Annotated in this window: 15 protein-coding genes; 11 read left to right on the top strand and 4 right to left on the bottom strand. The window is 73.5% G+C overall.

What is annotated here, in order from left to right:
- Nucleotides 1–47 precede the first annotated feature (47 nt).
- On the bottom strand, nucleotides 48–1,628 hold the full coding sequence (gene hutH, locus EKO23_RS13030; RefSeq protein WP_134717940.1) for a histidine ammonia-lyase: 1,581 nt from the start codon (nucleotides 1,626–1,628) through the stop codon (nucleotides 48–50).
- Between the two features lie 198 nt (nucleotides 1,629–1,826).
- On the opposite strand from hutH, the gene EKO23_RS13025 reads away from it, so the two are divergent.
- The 5 genes from EKO23_RS13025 to EKO23_RS13005 all read left to right on the top strand — a co-directional run bounded on the left by EKO23_RS13025 (nucleotide 1,827) and on the right by EKO23_RS13005 (nucleotide 9,714).
- Entirely contained in the window at nucleotides 1,827–5,399 is a 3,573-nt protein-coding gene (locus tag EKO23_RS13025; RefSeq protein WP_134717938.1) for a bifunctional glycosyltransferase/CDP-glycerol:glycerophosphate glycerophosphotransferase, read from the top strand.
- A gap of 43 nt (nucleotides 5,400–5,442) precedes the next feature.
- Complete coding sequence (locus EKO23_RS13020) at nucleotides 5,443–6,510, top strand: sulfotransferase family protein (RefSeq protein ID WP_134717936.1); 1,068 nt, start codon at nucleotides 5,443–5,445, stop codon at nucleotides 6,508–6,510.
- Nucleotides 6,511–6,616: 106 nt separating this feature from the next.
- A complete protein-coding gene (locus tag EKO23_RS13015; protein ID WP_134717934.1) occupies nucleotides 6,617–7,663 on the top strand; it encodes a sulfotransferase family protein in 1,047 nt (348 codons plus the stop codon).
- Between the two features lie 121 nt (nucleotides 7,664–7,784).
- The gene (locus EKO23_RS13010; RefSeq protein WP_134717932.1) at nucleotides 7,785–8,387 is read left to right on the top strand and encodes a helix-turn-helix transcriptional regulator; all 603 of its coding nucleotides are present in this window, start codon (nucleotides 7,785–7,787) and stop codon (nucleotides 8,385–8,387) included.
- Between the two features lie 76 nt (nucleotides 8,388–8,463).
- Nucleotides 8,464–9,714: a vanadium-dependent haloperoxidase gene (locus EKO23_RS13005; RefSeq protein ID WP_134717930.1), complete on the top strand. Its 1,251-nt coding sequence runs from the start codon at nucleotides 8,464–8,466 to the stop codon at nucleotides 9,712–9,714.
- Nucleotides 9,715–9,729: 15 nt separating this feature from the next.
- Here the strand turns inward: EKO23_RS13005 and EKO23_RS13000 are convergent, their stop codons facing one another.
- From EKO23_RS13000 to EKO23_RS12990, 3 genes are read right to left on the bottom strand one after another with little or no spacing between them, the layout of a single operon-like run.
- Nucleotides 9,730–10,689: a S1C family serine protease gene (locus EKO23_RS13000; RefSeq protein WP_134717928.1), complete on the bottom strand. Its 960-nt coding sequence runs from the start codon at nucleotides 10,687–10,689 to the stop codon at nucleotides 9,730–9,732.
- A 55-nt stretch (nucleotides 10,690–10,744) separates the two neighbouring features.
- Nucleotides 10,745–11,047 (bottom strand): hypothetical protein, encoded by a 303-nt coding sequence (locus tag EKO23_RS12995; RefSeq protein ID WP_134717926.1) that lies wholly within the window; start codon nucleotides 11,045–11,047, stop codon nucleotides 10,745–10,747.
- The gene (locus tag EKO23_RS12990; RefSeq protein WP_134717924.1) at nucleotides 11,044–11,427 is read right to left on the bottom strand and encodes a hypothetical protein; all 384 of its coding nucleotides are present in this window, start codon (nucleotides 11,425–11,427) and stop codon (nucleotides 11,044–11,046) included. The genes EKO23_RS12995 and EKO23_RS12990 overlap by 4 nt, the downstream gene beginning before the upstream one ends.
- 159 nt (nucleotides 11,428–11,586) lie before the next feature.
- Between EKO23_RS12990 and EKO23_RS12985 the strand changes: the two genes are divergently transcribed.
- The 6 genes from EKO23_RS12985 to EKO23_RS26480 all read left to right on the top strand — a co-directional run bounded on the left by EKO23_RS12985 (nucleotide 11,587) and on the right by EKO23_RS26480 (nucleotide 18,734).
- Nucleotides 11,587–12,234 carry a response regulator gene (locus EKO23_RS12985; protein ID WP_175582693.1) on the top strand — a complete coding sequence of 216 codons (648 nt, stop codon included), beginning with the start codon at nucleotides 11,587–11,589 and terminating at the stop codon, nucleotides 12,232–12,234.
- Nucleotides 12,231–14,009: a sensor histidine kinase gene (locus EKO23_RS12980; protein ID WP_134717922.1), complete on the top strand. Its 1,779-nt coding sequence runs from the start codon at nucleotides 12,231–12,233 to the stop codon at nucleotides 14,007–14,009. The genes EKO23_RS12985 and EKO23_RS12980 overlap by 4 nt, the downstream gene beginning before the upstream one ends.
- A gap of 84 nt (nucleotides 14,010–14,093) precedes the next feature.
- A complete protein-coding gene (locus EKO23_RS12975; RefSeq protein ID WP_134717920.1) occupies nucleotides 14,094–14,774 on the top strand; it encodes a hypothetical protein in 681 nt (226 codons plus the stop codon).
- A 239-nt stretch (nucleotides 14,775–15,013) separates the two neighbouring features.
- On the top strand, nucleotides 15,014–15,760 hold the full coding sequence (locus tag EKO23_RS12970) for an IclR family transcriptional regulator (protein ID WP_134717918.1): 747 nt from the start codon (nucleotides 15,014–15,016) through the stop codon (nucleotides 15,758–15,760).
- Between the two features lie 192 nt (nucleotides 15,761–15,952).
- The gene (locus EKO23_RS12965) at nucleotides 15,953–18,451 is read left to right on the top strand and encodes an amidohydrolase family protein (RefSeq protein WP_134717916.1); all 2,499 of its coding nucleotides are present in this window, start codon (nucleotides 15,953–15,955) and stop codon (nucleotides 18,449–18,451) included.
- Between the two features lie 151 nt (nucleotides 18,452–18,602).
- A complete protein-coding gene (locus tag EKO23_RS26480; protein WP_281280921.1) occupies nucleotides 18,603–18,734 on the top strand; it encodes a hypothetical protein in 132 nt (43 codons plus the stop codon).
- Nucleotides 18,735–18,814: the final 80 nt, after the last annotated feature.

Below are 18,814 nucleotides of genomic sequence, written 5' to 3'. Positions count from 1 at the left end.
GGAGCGAGCGCCAGCGAGCGTCTCGAAACCCTTCTCGGTCTGGTTGGTCATGCGAGATCTCCGATCACGGACTGGACGGCGTGGAGGACGGCACCGGAGCGGACCAGCTCGACGGCGGTCTCGATCTCCGGGGACAGGTGACGGTCGGGGCCGGGGCCCTGGATTCCCGCGTCGCGGAGCAGCCGGACGACGGCACCGGTGGCCGGCGACGGCTCCAGCGGTGCGCGCAGGTCGAGCGCGCGGGCAGCGGTCAGCACCTCGATCGCGACGACGCGGGTCAGCCCGTCGACCGAGCGGCGCAACTTGCGGGCCGCGGACCAGCCCATCGACACGTGGTCCTCCTGCATGGCGCTGGAGGGGATCGAGTCGACCGAGGCCGGGTTCGCGAGCCGCTTGAGCTCGGAGACGATCGCGGCCTGGGTGTACTGCGCGATCATGTGTCCGCTGTCGACGCCCGGGTCGTCCGCGAGGAACGGCGGCAGCCCGTGGTTGCGGGCCTTGTCGAGGAACCGGTCCGTGCGGCGCTCGCTGATCGAGGCCACGTCGGCGGCCACGATCGCGAGGAAGTCGAGCACGTAGGCGACCGGGGCGCCGTGGAAGTTGCCGTTCGACTCCACGCGGTGCTCATCGGCGAGGACCACAGGGTTGTCGACGGCGCTGTCCAGCTCGCGACCGGCCACCAGCGCGGCGTGCTCGACGGTGTCGCGAGCGGCACCGTGCACCTGCGGGGAGCAGCGCAGCGAGTAGGCGTCCTGGACCCGGTTGCAGTCCGGGCCGCGGTGCGAGGCGACGACGCCGGAGTCCTTCATCATCGCGGTGAGGTTGGCGGCGGAGAGTGCCTGGCCGGGATGCGGGCGGATCGCCTGCAGCTCGGGGGCGAAGACCCGGTCGGTGCCGAGCTGCGCCTCGACGGACATGGCCGCGGCGACGTCGGCGGTGCGCAGCAGCGACCGCAGGTCCTCGATGGCCAGCACCAGCATGCCGAGCATCCCGTCGGTGCCGTTGATCAGCGCCAGGCCCTCCTTGGCGACCAGCTCGACGGGAATGAGGCCGGCGTTCGCCAGCGCCTCGGCGGCAGGCATCAGCGTGCCGTCGGCGTCGCGGACCTCGCCCTCCCCCATCAGCGCCAGCGCGCAGTGCGACAGCGGCGCCAGGTCGCCGGAGCAGCCGAGCGAGCCGTACTCCCGCACGACCGGCGTGATGCCGTGGGTGAGCAGGTCGGCCAGGAGCTGGGCGGTCCCGGGGCGGACGCCGGTGTGGCCGGTCGCCAGGGTCGAGAGCCGCAGCAGCATCAGGCCGCGGACCACCTCGCGCTCGACCTCCGGGCCGGAGCCGGCGGCGTGCGACCGGACCAGGGAGCGTTGGAGCTGGGCGCGCATCTCGGTCGGGATGTGCCGGGTGGCGAGGGCGCCGAAGCCGGTGGAGATGCCGTACGCCGGGGTGGGTGCGGCGGCGAGCTCGTCGACGACGGTGCGGGCCCGCTCGATGGCGGCGCGGGCACCCTCGTCGAGGGCCACCCCGGCACCGTCGCGGGCGACGGCGACGAGGTCGGTGAAGGTGACGGGTCCGGTGCCGACGGACACGGTGGCCGTGGTTCCGGCGGTGCTGGTGGGGAGGGTCGTGCTCATGCCCCCATCAAACGCGCCGGCGCCCGGGCGCGACCAGCCCCGGCGGCGTACTCACGTCTCGGATCCGAGACTCCTGGGACGGGAACCGCGCCGCGGGCAGGACCGGGCCCGACCGCGTCGTCGGACCCGTGGAAATGGCGGGCGCGTGATCCGGACGGGGTCGTCGGCCACCCCCGCCCGAATGGCATCATCGTGGCCATGCCGAAGCTAACCGAGTTCCGTCGACGAACCGTGGTCCTCGGACGGCGAGGCGCCCGGAGGGTGGCACGCAGCCGGGCCGGTCAGCGCCTGCTCCGGCGGCTGCGTCGCCCCGCCGTCAGCATCATCGTGCCGTTCTACAACGTGGAGCAGTACCTCGCCGCCTGCCTCGACAGCGTCCTCGGCCAGAGCCTCGGCGACTTCGAGGTGCTGCTCGTCGACGACAGCTCGCCGGACGGGTCCCGCGCCATCGCCGAGCGGTACGCCGCGGGCGACGGCCGCATCCGCATCATCACCCGCGAGAACGGCGGGCTCGGAGCGGCACGCAACACCGGGGTTGCCCATGCCCGGGGGCGCTACCTCACGTTCCTGGACTCCGACGACCTGCTCCCCGCGGACGCCCTGCAGGTCCTGGTGGCCAGCGCCGACTCCACCGGGTCCGACATCGTCGCGGGGTCCATGGAGCGCTTCAGCAGCGAGCGCACCTGGATGCCCGAATGGGTCGACGACGTGCACAGCGTGGCGCGTCCCGGCATCAGGATCGACGACTTCCTCCCGCTGCTGCGCAACCTCTACACGTGCAACAAGCTCTTCCGTCACGACTTCTGGACCAGCCAGGCCCTGTCCTTCCGCGAGGGCGTCGCCTACGAGGACCAGCCGCTCGTCACCCAGCTCTTCGCGCGGGCCCGGTCGATCGACGTCCTGACCGACATCGTGTACAGCTACCGCGCGCGCGACGACAAGAGCTCGATCAGCCAGCAGACCGCTTCCCTGAAGGACCTGCGCGACCGCATCGCGGCCTGGCACCTGAGTCGTGACGCGTTCCGCCGCGAGCTGTCGCCGGCCGCCTACCAGGGGTGGCTGGCGACGCTGTTCGAGGCCCACTTCCAGTGGTACCTCGTGAGCCCGGGCACCGTCGACGACACCTACTGGAACGAGCTCGTGGCCGCGGTGCAGGAGCTGACCGCCGACGCCGACGAGCGGGCCTGGCAGTGGGCGACGCCCCCGAACCGGGTGCTCGTGCGCCTGGCGCAGCAGGACCGGCGCGCCGAGGCCCAGGAGTTCGTACGCCGACGCGGACGGGCCGTCGAGGACTGGCCGGCGACGGTCCGGGACGACGGCATCGCGCTGGAGCTGCCGTTCTCCGACGACCCCGACCTGGACCCGGAGCTGTTCGTGGTCCGCCCGGAGCAGGTGCGGATCTCGCACGCCGTGGAGAACGTCCACTGGATCTCCCGACCCGGCGGCGTCCCCTCCCTGTGGATGTCGGGGTGGGCCTACCTCCGCAAGGTCGACCTCAGCACCCACGACGCGACCGTGACCGTGATCCTCCGCGACGAGGCGACCGGCCGGGACCACGAGTTCACCGCGACCGGGCGTCCCGACGCGTCCTTCCCGCCGCCGCGTGACGACAAGTGGTGCGACTACCGGCCCGGCGTCTTCGGGGTCGAGCTCCCGCTGTCCGACCTGCTGTCGGACGCGAAGGACGGGAGCCGCTGGTCGGTGTGGCTGCGGGTCGAGGCGGCCGGCCTCCGTGCGACCCGTCCGGTCAGCCACCTCGTGCGCAGCGGCTCCGCGGGCGTCATCCCCGCAAGCCCGCTGCCGGGCGGCGGGCGACTCATCGCCGGCTGGAAGTTCCGTCAGCCCCTCCACCTCGTCGTCGACCGGTCCGGCGTCCCGGTCCACGACGTCACGCTCGAGGGACGCACGCTCACCGCCCGCCTGGGCAGCGGGGGGCACGGGGTCGCCGGCATCGTGGTGTCCACGCGAGGTCAGGTGCTCGAGGTCGCCACCCACGGCAGCAGCGGCCGCACCACGTTCCGCGCCGACCTCCCGGTGGTCGAGACGCCCGAGCCCGGGCAGCCGGTCGAGTGGGCCTTCGTGGCCCGGCTGGAGGACGGCCGCACCGCCTCCCTGGTCGTGGAGACCGGGTCGGACAACCTGGCCGAGGCCACCTCTGCCACCACGCTGGTCGCCCACACCGGCCGCAACAGCGACCTCCAGGTGACCGAGTGGTCGCTGGGCGCCGTCGCCGACCACGTCGAGCTGGCGACCTCGGGCGAGCTCACCGTCTCGGGTCGGGTCTTCGGCCCGGGCGTCCAGACCGTCGGCATCGCGACCCTGAACAAACGGGCCCGCGCCGCCGGCGACCCGGTGGCCCTGACCGACCAGCACTTCACCGCCTCGGTCGGGCTGCGCCAGGAGGTCTACCGCTTCGGCCAGCGCCCCCTGCCCACCGGCGACCACGACCTCCGCCTCCGGGTCGACCGCGGCGGGTCGGTCGTCGAGATCCCCGTGCTGGTGTCCCACCGGCTGAGCGACGACCTGCCGGTCCGGGTGAGCACCGAGGACCACGACGGCCGCGTGGTGCGCGGCCCGGAGCGGGTGGTGCGGGTGCATCTCGACCGCCCCATCGGCGATGCCCGGGGCCGCTACCAGCAGAACCGCCTGCGGATGGGCGAGGGGGCGCGAACGTCCCTGACCCGAGGCGTGCTCATGCGTTCGTACTTCGGGGAGCAGGCCACCGACAACGGCGTCTCCATCCAGAAGGAGCTGCGGCGCCGCGGCAGCGACCTCCCCGTCTACTGGGCGGTCCAGGACCGATCGGTGCCGGTGCCCGACGGCGGCATCCCCGTCGTGGTCAACACCACCGAGTGGTACCAGCTGCTGGGCTCCGTGCAGTACTACGTCGACAACATGTACCAGCCGGAGTACCACCGGAAGCCCGAGGGGCAGGTCATCGCCCAGACCTTCCACGGCTACCCGTTCAAGCGGATGGGCCACCCGCACTGGCAGAACCTCCAGGTGTCCCGGAGCCGCATCGCCGAGTACGACGCCCGCGCCGCGGAGTGGGACTACCTCGTGTCGCCGGCCCGCTACGCGACCCCGCTCCTGGTCCGCGACTTCGCCTACCGCGGCGAGGTGCTCGAGATCGGCTACCCGCGCAACGACGTGCTGCAGTCGCCGGAGGCCGACGACCTGCGTGCCCGGACCCGCGCCTCGCTGGGCGTCGCCGAGGGCCAGACGGCAGTGCTCTACGCACCCACCTTCCGCGACTACCTGGCCGAGGGGGACAGCAAGGCCGTGCTGGCCGACTTCTTCGACTTCGCGGAGGCCACCCGCGCACTGGGCGACGACTACGTCATCCTGGTTCGCGGGCACGCCTACCACGCGCGCTCCAGCCGTCGGGTGGGCAGCCTGCCCGGGTGCGTCGACGTGACCGACTACCCCGAGGTGTCCGACCTCTACCTGGCCGCCGACGCCGGGATCGTCGACTACTCCTCGCTCCGGTTCGACTTCGGGGTCACCGGCAAGCCGATGGTCTTCCACGTGCCGGACCTCCAGCGCTACAACGACACCCGAGGGTGGTTGTTCGACTTCGAGCCGACCGCTCCCGGCCCGCTGGTGGACTCGACCGCCGAGGTCGTCGACCACCTCCGCGACCTCGACGGACTGCGCACCGAGTACGCCGCGGCGTACGACACGTTCCGCAAGGACTACCTCGACCTCGAGGACGGGCACGCGGGTGAGCGCTTCGTGGATGCGGTGTTCGTCCCGCGAGGTGACGCGTGACACGATGCTCGCGAGCGGGCCGGGAAGCGACAGGAGACCGATGGTGAACGTGCTCGTCCTGATCACGGGGGTTGGGCGCAGCGGCACGAGCACGATGTCGGGCACGCTCCACCACCTCGGCCTGTTCGTGCCAGGGCCCTACCTCGGCGCCAACGAGTCGAACCCCAAGGGCTTCTTCGAGTCGAAGTGGTCGCTCGAGTTCCACAAGCGGATCGCGGGCGCCGCGGGGATCGCCGACTTCGACGGGCGTCCCGAGGCGCTGGAGCTGTTCCGTGAGGCGATCACCCCTGCCGACCGCGGCACGCTCACCGCGTTCCTGGCTGAGCAGGCCGCCATCGACTCCCAGGTGGTCGTCAAGGACCCCCGATCGGTGTGGGCCCAGAAGCTGTGGCGGGACGCGGCGGCGGACGCCGGCATGGAGATCCGCTACGTCTCGATGCTGCGCCACCCGGCCGAGGTGGTCGGCAGCCGGACCACCTACTACGCGAGCAAGGCGGACGAGGACAAGCGTCAGGCTTACGCCACCACGACCATCGCTCGCTGGGTGAACAACTCCCTGGTGAGCGAGCGCGAGACCCGGGCTGAGCGGCGGTCGTTCGTCGGCTACGCCGAGCTCCTCGAGGACTGGCGGCCGGTGGTGACCCGCCTCGCCGACGAGCTCGGGTTGGTCTACGGCTCCGAGGTGCGCGCCGGCGTGCCCTCGCCCGTCGACGACTTCATCGACCCCGGCCTGCGGCGCCACCAGGTGACGTGGGACGACCTGGAGACTCCCCGCGACCTGCAGGACGCTGCGCAGGAGGTGTGGGACCACCTCGCGGTGATCGCCGCCTCGGGCGGGTCGGACCCGGACTCCTCTGCCGCGCTCGACCGCCTCGCGGAGCGGTACGACCGGATCCTCCGTGACGCGCAGGCCATCGCCCACGACTCCATCGAGGGGATCCGTGTGGCCGCTCGCAGGGCCGGGGCGCGCGAGGAGCGTGAGCGCGCCCGCAGGCGCCCCGCTGCCCCGAAGACCCCCAGCGGCGACGACCGGCGGATCCGCGACGTGGGCGGACGGGAGCTGCTCCGGATCGCCGGCCGGAGGTTCACGCACCGCTTCGGGAACCGCTGAACCCCCGCCCCCGGGGGCCGGAGCCCGGTCCGGTACCCGCTGATAGCCTCCGATGTGGCCGCGAGCCCCCACCGGCCCTTGGAGAACCGACCCGGAGGACGCATCGATGGTGACAGAGCCTGAGCCGGAGCAGACCGCTGACCCCGGTGACCGCTCCCTCGTCCTCGTCCTCGGTCCCGGCCGCAGCGGGACCAGCACGATGGCCGGTGCCCTCGCGCACAGCGGCTACACGGTCCCCCAGGCGATCAAGGGCAACGAGACCAACCCCCTCGGCTTCTTCGAGCCGCGGTGGCTGGTGAACTTCCAGAGCCGCCAGCTCAAGAAGGCCCGCGTCGGCAACCTCGACGCCGACCCCGAGGCCGTCGCGGCGCTGGAGAGCGCCATCGACGACGACGCCTTCCGCCGCCAGCTCGCCCGGTGGTTGATGCCCGAGCTCGAGGCGCACGGCCGGCTGGTGCTCAAGGACCCCCGCACCATCTGGTTCAAGGGGCTGTGGGACGACGTCGCGCAGGCCCAGGGACTGGACCCGCGCTTCGTGATCATGCTGCGTCACCCCGCCGAGGTGTCCTCCAGCCGCAGCACCTACTACTCCGCGCGCGAGGCCGCCGGCGTTGCCGGCTGGATCAACGTCGCCCTCATGACCGAGCGCCTCACCCGCGGCTCGCGGCGCGCCTTCGTGCACTACCCGAATCTCACCACCGACTGGCGCTCCGAGCTGGTCAGGCTGCGCAGCGCGCTCGGCATCACCCTCGACCCGGCGCCCGAGGAGAAGCCTCACCCCGTCGACGACTTCATCGACCCCAACCTGCGCCGGATGCGCCCCGAGTGGGACAAGATCTCCGCGCCGCAGCACCTGCGCGACCTGGCCGACCGCACCCATGCTGCGCTGAGCGTCCTCGCCGACGAGGAGTCCCCGGACGCGTCCGCGTTCTCCTCGCTCGACGACCTCCGTGCCGAGTACACCCTCCTGCACGCGGACGCGATGGACATGGTGGGCTCGAGCGTGCGCCGCCTGACCGCGGAGGCCCGGCGCACCGCGCGCCGCAAGGCACGGGCGGAGTTCATCGCCCAGCAGGAGCAGGCCGCGGCGGCGCGGACGCCCGGCCCCCGTGACCGCGCGGCCGCCCTGCTCGGCCGGCTGCGGCGTCGCTGACGCGGGTCCTTCTCTCGGAGACCCGTGCGCGCTGACCCCGGCCGGGAAACTGCGCGATCGTGCCATACCGGTCTGGTCAACGGCGTCGCTAGCGTGGAAGACAGGTCTGAAGGAGCCCGCCATGCCAGACGTCCTGCTCTCGGACACCGATCAGGCGGCACTGCGGGCGCTCGTCGCCGCGGAGCCCGTGCCGGGGACCCCCCTGCCGGCCAGCTCGATGCTCGACCAGCTGGCCCGGCTGATCCCCTGCGACGCGATCGGGATGGTCGTCCGTGACGCCTCCGGGTCGGTCGTCGACACCGTGGTCAGCCCGCGCGGGTACGACGACCGGACGGCGCCGCAGCCCGACGCCCTGTGCCTCGTCTTCCGCACCGGTCCAGGGCGCGAGGTGCAGCTGTGGCTGGACCGGCGCTCCGGCCGGTTCTGCCCGCGGGACGCAGCGATGCTGCGGATCCTCGCACCGGCGCTCGAGCGACTGCTGCGGGACCGGCCGGACCCGCGACTGCCGGACTGCCTGACCCTGCAGGAGCGCCGGGTCCTCGACCTGGTCGCCGCCGGCTGGTCGAACCCGGAGATCGCGGAACGGATGTGCGTGGCGACCTCCACGGTCCGCAAGCACCTCGAGCACGCCTACCGCAAGCTCGGCGTCGGCAACCGGCACGCCGCGATCGCCCTGATGCATGCGGCCGTCGCGCACCCGCCGAAAGATTCGCCGGTCCGCTGATGGCCCAGCGGCATCGCCGGACGCTAGCAAGGAAGGAACAGAGCTAGCCCGAGCCGCTCCCTGGAGGTGACCGCGCATGTCGCTCGCCCGTCGTACAGGTTGTGTCCTGTCCGCACTTCTCGTCGTACTCTCGCCGCTCGCCCTCACCGGGCCCGCCGGGACCGCTCATGCCACCGGCTCGCGACACGGGGGCGACGGGTCCGCCCAGCAGGTCGCGATCGACTGGCAGCGCATCGCCATGCGGACGGTCTACACCGAGACCACGCCGACGCCGCCGCCACCGGTCGGCGTCGTGTACATCTCGTTCACGTCGATGGCCGTGCACGACGCGGTCAAGGCCGTCCTGAAGCGGCGGAGCGCGTCCGCGAGTGCTGCGATCGCCCAGGCCGGCCACGACGTCCTCGTCGAGTACTTCCCGACGTCGAAGACCAACCTCGACCGCGACCTCGCTGCCACCCTCGCAGGCGTCCACAACGGACGGGCCGAGGAGAAGGGTGTCCGCATCGGCAAGGCGGCGGCCGCGGCGATGATCGCCTCCCGGGCCGACGACGGGCGGAACGACGCGAGCGTGGTCTACGACAAGCCGCAGAAGCCGGGCTTCTGGCAGCCGGCGCCGGGCGGCGTGATGGCCTTCGCCTGGCTGGCGGAGATGGACCAGGTCGTCCCGACCCGACCCGTCCGTGTGCGCGGCCCGGACCGGCTGACCAGCGCGGACTACGCGGCCGACTACAACGAGGTGCGCCGACTCGGCTCCACGACGTCGACCGAGCGCACGGCAGACCAGACCGCCATCGCCCAGTTCATGGCGGCCAACCAGATCCCGGTGTACCGCGACGCCCTGTGCCGGGTGCTCGAGAAGGATCCGATCGGCCTCTACCGCACCACGCTGCTGTTCGCACGGATCGACGCGTCGGTCGTCAACGCGTTCATCCAGACCTGGAACCTGAAGCTGAACGTCGGGTTCTGGCGACCCTTCCAGGCGATCGCGGGCGCCGACACCGACCACAACCGGGCGACCAAGCCCGGGGCGAACTGGACACCGCTGGTCCCGAACCCGTCGTACAGCGACTACACGAGCGGTCACGCCGCCGCGACGTCGCCGATGGCCGAGGTCATCCGGCGGACGCTCGGTGAGGACACGGCTCTGGAGCTGCGCCTGGCAACGCCGACCGGCGTCGTCGTGCGGAGCTACGACACCCTGTCCGCCCTCGAGCACGACGCCTTCATGGCCCGGATCTGGGGCGGGCTCCACTTCCGCAAGGCGATGGAGGACGGCTACTACCTCGGGCACCAGACCGCGCGGCGGGTGATGCGGGTCCTCTACTGAGGTGACGGCGACCGGTCAGTCGGACAGCTCGGTGGGCTCGGCCACCGCATCGACCAGGGCTCCGTTGCGCAGGACCGTGATCTCGACCCGCTGACCGATCGCCTCGCCGAACAGGCGCCGCTGGAGCGATTGCGCATCGCCCAGCGGCGCCCCGTCGACGGCGAGGATGAGGTCGCCCCGGCGCAGCCCGCTGACCTCGGCCGGGCTGTTCTCGACGACCTCGACCACCCGGAGCGCGGTGCGCTGGCCGGTCCGCTCGGCGACCGGCGGCGGCAGCGGCGCCGGGCTGCTGACCAGCCCGAGGTAGGCGCGCCGGACCCGGCCGTCGCGGAGCAGCGCGCCGATGATCCGGTGGGTGGTGGCGTTGATCGGCACCGCCAGCCCGAGCCCTACGCCGGCGACGGCGGTGTTGATGCCGACCACCCGGCCGCGGGCGTCGGCGAGGGCGCCGCCGGAGTTGCCGGGGTTGAGCGCGGCGTCGGTCTGGATGACGTCCTCGATGAGCCGCGTGGCGGTGCGGCTCCGGGCCGGCATCGACCGGCCCAGCGCGCTGACCACGCCGGCGGTGACGCTGCCTGCCAGCCCGAGCGGGTTGCCGACCGCGACCACCAGGGAGCCGACCAGCAGCCGGTCGGCGTCGCCGTACTCCGGCGGTCCGGGGACCGGGCGGTCGGCGCGAACCACCGCCAGGTCCGAGAGCGGGTCGCGACCGACCACCGTGAACGAGGCGACCGTGCCGTCGGCGAACTCGGCCTCCCCGCCGGCGGCGTCGCCGACCACGTGGGCGTTGGTGACCAGGTGTCCCTCGTCGGTGAGGGAGACCGCGGAGCCGGCGGACTCGCCGCGGCGGCCGCGCATGCGCAGCGACGCCACCCGCGGCGTCAGCGCCGCGGCGACGCCGGTGACCACGGTCGAGTAGGCGTCCATCGCGCCCCGTTCGGCGCCGGGTCCGCCACCGGGCTCGAGGGGTTCCATGGTGACTGAACCCCTCGAGCAGGGCCGCGATTCCCGGCGGGCGGCAGGCGCGGGCTCACCCGGCGGTCGCGTGGACGGTGCGGGGGCCGCGCCGGGCGGCGACCCGGCGCCCGGCCTCGACCAGTGCGAAGCCGACGCCGAAGATCGACAGCGTCACCACGCCGTACGCCCACGGAAAGTCACTCGAGTCGAAGGCCGCCCCGCCGCCGGTGGGCTGCATCGAGTCCAGCAGCAGGTACAGCGTCTGGAAGGTGAACGCCCACAGGTAGGCGACGGCGTACGTCGTGTTCGCGGCCAGGCGGGACCGCATCCGGTAGCCCAGCGGGAAGGCGAGCAGGACGGTGACGACCGCGATCACGACGGGACCTCGTCGAGAGTGGCGGCGGTCTGGCGGGACGGCGAGAACATCAGCACCACCGAGGCGATGCTGACCAGCGTCACCACGCCGACGAGGAGCTTCAGCCAGGCCGGCACGTCGACGAAGAACGCCGGCAGCGCGGTGAGGGTGCTGATGATGATGGCGCCGGCGGCGACCCGGAGCGCGGCACGGTTGCCGCGCCAGGCGAGGACCACCGCGACCACGCCGACGACACCGAGGACGGTGCCGAGCACCAGGACGCCGTACGGCGGCCCGGTCTCGCCGTCGGGAGTCGGGGTGGCGGCGCTGGGGATGTTGGCCAGGCTGAGCAGCCCGGCGATGGCCAGTCCGACGCGCTGGCGGGTGGAGGTGCGTTCCATGACGACTCCTCGGTCTCGGGAAGGTGGACGCCTCCACCGTGCGGCGACGACCGTTCCCGTCGGCACCAGCATCCTCCCCGCTCGGTTTCCTGTCCGGTCCCGAGTGAGCGGGAGGAACTTCCCGGGCCCCACGGGTGCGGGTGCCGCCATCATGAGGGCATGACCCTGCGCGTGGTCCTCGCCGACGACCATCCGGTGGTCCGACGCGGGCTGCGGGCGCTGCTGTCGACGATCGAGGGCATCGAGGTGGTCGGCGAGGCGGCCGACGGCGAGGCCGCGGTCAAGGAGGCCCAGCTGCTGGTGCCGGACATCGTGCTGATGGACGTGCGGATGCCCGGGCTGGACGGCGTGGAGGCGACCCGGCGGATCCGCGCCGCGGTCCCCGGGGTCGCGGTGCTGGTGCTCACGATGTTCGACGACGACGCGACCGTGTTCACGGCGATGCAGGCCGGGGCCCGTGGCTACCTGCTCAAGGGCGCCGAGCAGGACGAGATCGTCGGCGCACTGCGGGCGGTCGCCGCCGGCCAGGTGATCTTCGGGCCGGGCATCGCGTCGCGGGTGCTCGACCACTTCGCCGCACCACCGACGCCGGCCGCCGAGCCGTTCCCGGAGCTCACCGCCCGCGAGCGCGAGATCCTCGCCCTGCTGGCCGAGGGGCGGCGTACCTCCGCGATCGCCGACCGGCTGGCGCTCTCGCCCAAGACCGTCAGCAACAACCTGACCAGCATCTTCGCCAAGCTCGAGGTCGCCGACCGCGCCGGCGCGATCATCCGGGCCCGCGAGGGCGGGCTGGGCGGTCCGCGGTGACCGCCGGGGACGTCCCGACCTTCTCGTCGACGACCCTGGTCGTGCTCACCCTGGTCGCGGTGACCACGCTGGTCAGCGCGGGGGCGATGCTGGTGGCGCGCCGGGCCGTCGTCGCCGCCGTCCTGCTGGTCGCCGCGTCCCTGTGCCTGGTCGCCGGGTGCCTGCTCGCGGGCACCGGGCGGGATCGGCCGGGGTGGTACCTCCTGGAAGCGGCCAGCTCCCTGCTGGTGCCGCTTGCCCTGACGGCGTACCCCCGGCTCCGGGTGCGGCATCCCATCGACGTGGCCGCGCTGGCGGTGCTCGCGGCCAGCGGCCTCGTGTGCACGGCCTTCGCGGACCGGGACGCGCTCGTCGGGTCGCTCGGGATCGTCATCGGGGTGGTGCTGTTCGGGCACACGTGGTTCCGGATCGAGACCAGCCGCGACCCGGAACGCCGCGCCCTGGCGTGGATGGCGCTGTCGGTCGGGTCGGTGGCGCTGGTCGCCGCCCTGCTCGGCTTCGCCAGCGAGGGCTCGGTCGTCAGCGCCGTCGCCCTCGGCCTGTTCGGTCTCGTCGGACCGGTGCTGTACGTCGGGGTGGCGCTGCCCGACATCGTCGACGTGCGCGGGCTGGTGGTCGCCGCGGTCGTGCTCACGGGCGTCGGCGTGACCTACCTGGCGCTGTTCGTGACCGTCGCCTCGCTGGTCGAGGTGGTGGGCGGGACCGCCCCGACGGTCGGAGCGCTCGGGCTCGTGGCGGCGGTGCTGGCCGCGACGTTCCACCCGCTGCAGGTGCTGCTGCGCGGGGTCGTGGACGAGCTGCTCTTCGGACGACGGCCCGACCCGCTCGACGCGGCCAGTCGGGTCGCCACCCGGATCGGCGAGGACCCGGAGGACGCGCTGCGGGCGATCCGGGAGGCACTGGTGCTGCCGTACGCCGCGATCCGCGCAGACGGCGTCGACGTACGGTCGTCCGGCACGGTCACGCCGCACACCCGGTCAGTCCCGCTGGAGGGCCCTCCCGACCGCCCGGCCACCGAGCTCGTGGTGGGGCTGCGGGCAGGCGACCTCGGGCTGTCGCGCGACGACGAGCACGCGCTGGCGCTGGTGGCGCCGCTGCTGGCCCAGACCCTGCGCGCCCAGGCGCTGGCCGCGCAGGTGCGGGAGTCGCGTGGGGCGACGGTGGCCGCCCTCGAGGAGGAGCGGCGCCGGCTGCGCCGGGACCTGCACGACGGGCTCGGACCCCGGCTGTCCGGGATCGCCTTCACCTCCGACGCGGCCCGCAACCTGGTGCGCGCCGACCCGGCGGCGGCCGAGGAGCTGCTCGCCGAGCTGCGCGCGGACACGGTCGCAGCGATCGAGGAGATCCGGCAGCTGGTCTACGCGATGCGCCCGCCGGCCCTCGACGAGCTGGGGTTGGTGCCAGCCCTGCGGCAGCAGGCGTCCGGGCTGCGCTCCCGCGACGGGAGCCCGCTCACGGTCACGCTCTCCGCCCCCGAGCCGCTCCCGGAGCTGTCCGCGGCGGTCGAGGTGGCGGCGTACCGCATCGTCATCGAGGCGCTCACCAACGTCGCCCGGCACTCACCGAGCCGCTCGGCCGCGGTCCGGCTCGACGCCCCCTCCGGGGGGCTGTCGGTGGTGGTCACCGATGCCGGTACGCCGGGTGGTGCCGGCCCATGGACCGCCGGCGTCGGGCTCAGCTCGATGCGCGAGCGGGCCGCGCAGGTCGGCGGCTCGCTCACCGCCGGGCCCACGACCGAGGGGGGGCGGGTCGAGGCGCTGCTGCCGCTCGGATGAGTGCTCGACGCATGAGACCCGGGCGATTCGGACACATCTGGACCAGGGTGCCCGGACGGACCGGGCCCGGAGGAGGGGAGTCCTGTGGACGCCTGGGTCTGGATCGTCATCGTCGTGGTCGTGGTCGTGGTCGTCGCCGCGCTGCTGCTGGCCGGCGCGCGCAAGCGGAAGCTCGAGCACAACCGCACCGCCGCCCACGAGATCCGGCAGGACGCGCAGGCGCACAGCGCCTCCCTGCAGGACGCCGACCGGGAGGCGCAGGTCGCCCAGCAGCGCGCCGCGCAGGCGCAGGCCGAGGCCGAGCGCGCACAGCGGGAGGCAGCCGAAGCCGCCCGCGCCCGCGACATGGAGCAGGCCGCTCACGAGGACCGGGTCCGCGAGGCCGACCGCCTCGACCCCGACGTCGACCACCGCGACCCGGCGTACGTCCCGGTGACCGACCCGCAGGCCGATCCCCAGACCGGCTCGCCTGCCGCTGCCCAGGGACACCCGGACGCGGCGCAGTCGGCCGCCCCGCAGGAACTCCCGGACGCGGCGTCGCACGGCACCACGCAGGAGCGGCCGGGCGGCGCGCACGCCGCGACCCTGACCGGCGACGAGAGCTCCACGACGCCCGTCACCGGAGCCGGTCAGCCGCGGACCGCCGAGCAGCCGCGGTTCGACACGCAGACGGGTGAGCCGCTGCGGCCGGAGGCCGGGCAGGGCACCTCGCACCCGGCCCCCAACACCGAGCCGCACCAGTCGCCCCCGCCGCCCCAGCGCTGACCTCTCCGGCCGAGCGGCCAGGTCTTGCGGGCCCTGGTTTCGAGACGCTCGCTGGCGCTCGCTCCTCAACCAGCGGGGCTGGCGCTCGCTCGTCGACCAGCGGGGCTGGCGCTCGCTCGTCGACCACCGGGGGTTGAGGAGGCCGAGGAACGAGGGCCGTCCAGAACCACCGCGAAACCGTGCGCACCGGCGGGCCGAAGCGTGCGCCGTGGCACGCGGGAAGGCGGCAGACTGGGGCCGTGAGCCAGGTCCCTGCCGCCACCCGCGCGCTGCGGGTCCTGCGCTACCTCGCGAGCCAGCCCGACCCGGTGCCGCTGGACGCGATCGTGCGGGCCTGCGACCTGCCGCGGAGCACGGCGTACCACCTGGTCAACGCGATGATCGGCGAGGGCTTCGTGGTGCATCTCGCGGAGGAGCGGCGCTACGGGCTGGGGGTGGCGGCGTTCGAGGTCGGCAGCGGGTACGCCCGGCAGGAGCCGCTGCAGCGGATCGCACGCCGACCACTGGCCGCGCTGGTCGACGCCACCGGTCACAGCGCCCACCTCGCGGTGCTGCACGGGCGGGACGTGCTCTACGTGCTCGAGGAGCGCGCACCGGGCCGGCCGCCGCTGGTGACCGACGTCGGCGTACGCCTGCCCGCCCACCTGACGGCGAGCGGCCGCGCGGTGCTGGCGTCGCTCCCGCCGGCGCAGGTGCGCGCCCTCTACCCCGACCGTACGGCGTTCGTGGACCGCACCGGCCGAGGCCCGGCCAGCCTCTCCGCGCTCCGGATCCTGCTCACCGAGACCCGGCAGCGCGGCTACGCGACCGAGGACGGGGAGGTCACGCCGGGCTTCGCCAGCGTCGCCGCGCCGGTGCTCGACCACAACGGCTACCCGGTCGCCGGGATCGCGATCACCCACCCCTCCGAGCTCGACCTCCCCGACCTGCCGACCGCCGTGCTGGCCACCGCCGCCCGGTTGACCGGCCGCCTGCACGGCCGCTGACCCGGCACATCTTGTGCCGATTCGCCACCCCCAACCCACGCCGACCCGGCACATCTTGTGCCGACTCGCCACCCCCAACCCACGCCGACCCGGCACATCTTGTGCCGACTCACCACCCCCAACCCACGGTGACCCGGCACAGGATGTGCCGGGTCGGCATCACCTGGGGTGGGGGTGCGTCGTTGGGCGTGCATGGGTAACCCGGCGCGCACCCGCCTCGTCCTCGCCGGCACCCTCGCGGCCGGCCTCGTCGCCGGCGCGGTCGCGGTGCCGTCCGTCGCCCACGAACGTGAGGGCGCCCACGAACGCTCGGGCGCGGCCCGCGCCGCCTTCGACCGGCGAAACACCGCCGCCGCGCACGTCGCCCGCGGCCTCGCGCCCGACGGGCACGACCACCGGCACGACGACCCACGCACCAAGAACGCGATCAGCCGGGCCGCGCTGACGACGGGCACCGCCGACCCGACCACCCGGGAGCAGGCCGAGGCCAACCGGACGTACGTCGAGCGGCAGCGCGCGATGGCCGACCCGACGCTCACCACGGTCCCCGTCCGCGAGCCGCGCACCACGGTCCCGCAGACCCGCTACGCCATGGCCGGCGGCTGCTACCGCCTGCGCGGCGAGCCGATCCGCTTTCAGGCGACCCGGCTCGGCCACTACCTCCTCTACACGAAGACCCGCGCGTTCCTGGCCGGCGAGGACAACATGCTCACCCGCGCCGCGAAGCCGTCCGCAGACGCCGAGTGGACGGTCCGCCGGGTCGACGGCCGGTTCACGTTCACGCTCGCCGACGGGCGCGCCCTCACCAGCGGCGAGACGCTGGGAACCCGCCCCACGCCGCACCCGCTCCGCCGCACCACCGGCTGCCCGGCGTACCCCGAGGTGCAGGTGAACGTCTCCGGCAGGCCGCACGCCGGCAGCACCGACATCCAGGAGGTCCGCGGGTACGTCGACGCGCACACGCACGGCATGGCCTACGAGTTCCTCGGCGGCGACGTGCACTGCGGCAGGCCCTGGGACCCGTACGGCCCGCCGTACGCGCTGGTCGACTGCGACGACCACACGGCCACCGGCGGCAACGGCGCGGCCCTCGAGGCGATCCTGTCGGGCCGCCCGACCCACGACCCGGTCGGCTGGCCGACGTTCCAGGACTGGCCGGCGCCGGAGTCGCTGACCCACGAGGGCACCTACTGGAAGTGGATGGAGCGGTCCTGGCGCGGCGGCCAGCGGGTGTTCGTGAACCTGCTGGTCGAGAACGGCCAGCTCTGCAAGGTCTACCCGCTGAAGCGCAACTCCTGCGACGAGATGGACTCGATCCGCCTGCAGGCCAGGCGGATGCGGCAGCTCGAGAACTACATCGACGCGCAGTACGGCGGTCCCGGCCAGGGGTGGTACCGCATCGTCACCAGCCCATGGCAGGCCAGGAGGGTCATCAACGAGGGCAAGCTCGCGGTGGTGATGGGCACCGAGACCAGCGTCCCCTTCGGCTGCACCTTCAAGAACCTGCCCGGCGGCGACGTCCCCGCCTGCGACGTGGCCTCGATCGACCGTCAGCTCGACGAGATGCACCGCCTCGGCGTGCGCCAGATGGAGCTGGTCAACAAGTTCGACAACGCGCTCTCCGGGGTGGCCGGCGACGAGGGCGAGACCGGCGTCGCGGTGAACTCCGCCAACTTCCTGGAGACCGGCTCGTTCTGGGACATGCGGCACTGCGCGCCCGCGGACGGCGAGACCGCCGACAAGGCCCAGCTCGCTCAGCCGGAGATCAGCGCCGAGCAGCAGGACGCGCTGTTCGGCGCGGTCGGCAAGGTCGCCGACCTCGGCAACCTGCCGGCGCTGCCGCTCTACCCGCGGCCGATGCACTGCAACGAGCGCGGCCTGACGGACCTCGGCTCGCACGTCGTCGGCGCGCTGGCCGACCGCGGCATGTTGATCGACCCGGACCACATGAGCGTCAGGGGACGCCAGCGCCTGCTCGACATCCTCGAGCAGCGGCACTACTCGGGCGTGCTGTCCAGCCACTCGTGGGCCACGCCCGACGCCTACCCGAGGATCTACCGGCTGGGCGGGTACGTCGCGCCGTACGCCGGCGACAGCACCGGATTCCTCGCCAAGTGGCAGCGGCACCTGGGGTGGGCGGACAAGCGCTACTACATCGGCTTCGGGTACGGCGCGGACATGAACGGCCTGGGCGCGCAGGGCGACCCGCGCGGCGCCGACGTGCCGAACCCCGTGACCTACCCGTTCCGCGGGCTCCACGGCGTCACCGTGCGCAAGCAGCACAGCGGGAAGCGGGTGTACGACGTCAACGTCGAGGGCGTGCCGCACTACGGGATGTACCCCGACTGGATCGAGGACCTGCGGCGGATCGGCGGGGCGAAGGACGGTGCGGCGATCGTCGACGACATGGACCGTGGCGCCGAGGCGTACCTCCAGACCTGGGAGCGGGCGCAGGGCATCGCCGCGGATCCCTGCCGCAACCCGGGCCTGCGCAAGGGCGTGGCGCGGTTCACCGCCCTGGTGCGACCCGGGCTGACCACGCGGCAGGTGCTGCGGGCCGTGGGCCAGCCGTTCACGCGGCTCGGCTCGACGTACGGCACGTGCGCGCGGACCGCGACCAACCCCCGGGTGTCGATGCGGATCACGTTCGGCCCCGGCGGCCGGGTGACGGACGTACGCCGGGCAGGCTGACCCGGCGCCGGACGATGTCCGGAATCTGCAGGTTCGTGCAATGCACGAACCTGCACAGGAGGGCCTCTTGTCGGCGTGTGCCGGCCCGGGATTGAATCCGCAGGCCCGAGGACGACGATTCGGCGCCGTCCCCGATCCCTGGGAGTCACTCATGCAGCGCACCCTCGCCATGCTCGCCACCGCCGGACTGCTCACCGCCGCGACCGTCGCCGGCACCGCCGGCACCGCCTCGGCGCACCGGCTCGAGAACGAACCCGTCGCCCCGCACTCCGCCCGGCAGTGAGAGCGGAACAGGCCGTCCCCACCGCGGGGGCGGCCTGTTCCTGGCCCCGTTGGACCTTTCCCGACCCACACGGATCGCTG

The organism is Nocardioides guangzhouensis (genome assembly GCF_004519545.1).
Lineage (GTDB): Bacteria > Actinomycetota > Actinomycetes > Propionibacteriales > Nocardioidaceae > Nocardioides > Nocardioides guangzhouensis.
The sequence above is the reverse complement of the archived record's forward strand: the minus strand, read 5'-3'. Positions and strand labels throughout refer to the sequence as shown.

Bases quoted from the DNA above. Each gene is read 5' to 3' on its own strand.
- hutH (WP_134717940.1), bottom strand. From the start codon at position 1,628: ATGAGCACGACCCTCCCCACCAGCACCGCCGGAACCACGGCCACCGTG.
- EKO23_RS13025 (WP_134717938.1), top strand. From the start codon at position 1,827: ATGCCGAAGCTAACCGAGTTCCGTCGACGAACCGTGGTCCTCGGACGG.
- EKO23_RS13015 (WP_134717934.1), top strand. From the start codon at position 6,617: ATGGTGACAGAGCCTGAGCCGGAGCAGACCGCTGACCCCGGTGACCGC.
- EKO23_RS13010 (WP_134717932.1), top strand. From the start codon at position 7,785: ATGCCAGACGTCCTGCTCTCGGACACCGATCAGGCGGCACTGCGGGCG.
- EKO23_RS13005 (WP_134717930.1), top strand. From the start codon at position 8,464: ATGTCGCTCGCCCGTCGTACAGGTTGTGTCCTGTCCGCACTTCTCGTC.
- EKO23_RS13000 (WP_134717928.1), bottom strand. From the start codon at position 10,689: ATGGAACCCCTCGAGCCCGGTGGCGGACCCGGCGCCGAACGGGGCGCG.
- EKO23_RS12990 (WP_134717924.1), bottom strand. From the start codon at position 11,427: ATGGAACGCACCTCCACCCGCCAGCGCGTCGGACTGGCCATCGCCGGG.
- EKO23_RS12985 (WP_175582693.1), top strand. From the start codon at position 11,587: ATGACCCTGCGCGTGGTCCTCGCCGACGACCATCCGGTGGTCCGACGC.
- EKO23_RS12965 (WP_134717916.1), top strand. From the start codon at position 15,953: ATGGGTAACCCGGCGCGCACCCGCCTCGTCCTCGCCGGCACCCTCGCG.
- EKO23_RS26480 (WP_281280921.1), top strand. From the start codon at position 18,603: ATGCAGCGCACCCTCGCCATGCTCGCCACCGCCGGACTGCTCACCGCC.